General features: G+C 67.1%; 1 protein-coding gene. It reads right to left on the bottom strand.

Annotation, left to right across the window (positions count from 1 at the left end):
• Positions 1-352 precede the first annotated feature (352 nt).
• Entirely contained in the window at positions 353-1,009 is a 657-nt protein-coding gene (locus tag A9973_RS12405; RefSeq protein WP_183014076.1) for a LysE family translocator, read from the bottom strand.
• Between the last annotated feature and the right edge of the window lie 312 nt (positions 1,010-1,321).

Raw genomic sequence — 1,321 nt, 5'->3', positions numbered from 1 at the left:
GACGAAGATGACGACGGGGACGTCCGGAGCGAAGGCTCCGGACCGCAATCGTTGACCCGTGCCCGCCCCCACCCCGGCGCCGACTGCTCCACCGATTGCCTCTGTCGGCCATCGGGGAGGGCGGGGTGCTTGGCGTTTTTGCCCCGGGCCAGGAGGGGTGAAGGAGTTTGCGGGGCCGCCAAAGACGGCCGCGCGGGCGGCCTTTTTTGGCGTTCAAGCGTCTTGCGGCGGGACAATGACGCTTCACGCTCGCCGAGACGGTGTGGCGCATCCCGTAGGAGGGGTAGAGCGCGGCAGGGCCTGCCTAATTCAGAGGCGCCCAACGCGCGGAGCCCATCATGCCTCGCCCGCTTCAGCGCTTCTCCAGCGCCAGCTTCAATCCAAACGCAATGAACACGGCACCGGTCATACGGTCCAAACCGCGCATCACGGCGGGGCGGGACAGCCATCTTGCCAGTGGGCGGGTGGCGGCGACCAGCAGGGCGAACCAGAGTACACCCAGGAGCGCGTGGATGGCCGCCAGTAATAGGCTGAAGGTCAGCACATTGCTGCCTGCGGGGATGAACTGGGGCAGGAACGTGATGTAGAAGATGCCCACCTTCGGGTTCAGGGCATTGGTCAGACACCCACGCAGAAACCAGCCTGTGGCGCTGGTGGCAGCGGGCGCGCCGCGGGGGACCGGATCAGAGGCCGTCGCGTGCGGGCCCGGGCTGCGGCCGGGCAGGGTGCGCCACAGTAGTTTGGCGCCCAGGTAGAACAAATAGACGGCCGCGCAGATGCGCAGCGTGTCATACGCCAATGTGGAGACGGCCAGCAGGGACCCCAGGCCGAAAGCGGCAATGGCGCCCCAAAGCAGGCATCCCGCACAAATACCCAGCCCCGCCATCAACGCCCGGCGTCCGCCTTCGACGGCGGCGGTGCGCAACACAAGTGCCGTATCCAGCCCGGGCGTGATTGTGAGAATAGCGGCGGCCAGCGTGAAGGCGAGCAGGGCGGCGGTGGCGGTCATGGTCGGAAGACGAGGGCACAGATGAAAAGGGGATGTCGATGTGGGCAAAAGCCCACGAGAAGTGTAACGCCGCAACCCGCCATTTAGCCCCGACGCCGGATGGGCGACGCGCGCGCAAAGTCCCCATGCGTAAGCCGCCGCGTGCCGCGCGCCGCCCTTGCGCGCGCGTCGCCCATCCGGCGTCGGGGCTAAATGGCGGGTTGCGGCGTTACACTTCTCGTGGGCTTTTGCCCACATCGACATCCCCTTTTCATCTGTGCCCTCGTCTTCCGACCATGACCGCCACCGCCGCCCTGCTCGCCTTCACGCTGG

Source organism: Achromobacter sp. UMC46, from assembly GCF_014170335.1.
Taxonomy (GTDB): domain Bacteria; phylum Pseudomonadota; class Gammaproteobacteria; order Burkholderiales; family Burkholderiaceae_B; genus Achromobacter.
This window is presented reverse-complemented; position numbering and strand designations above follow the sequence as displayed.

What these genes read in the sequence shown, in the direction of transcription:
- A9973_RS12405 (WP_183014076.1), bottom strand. Translation starts at nt 1,009, where the DNA reads ATGACCGCCACCGCCGCCCTGCTCGCCTTCACGCTGGCCGCCGCTATT.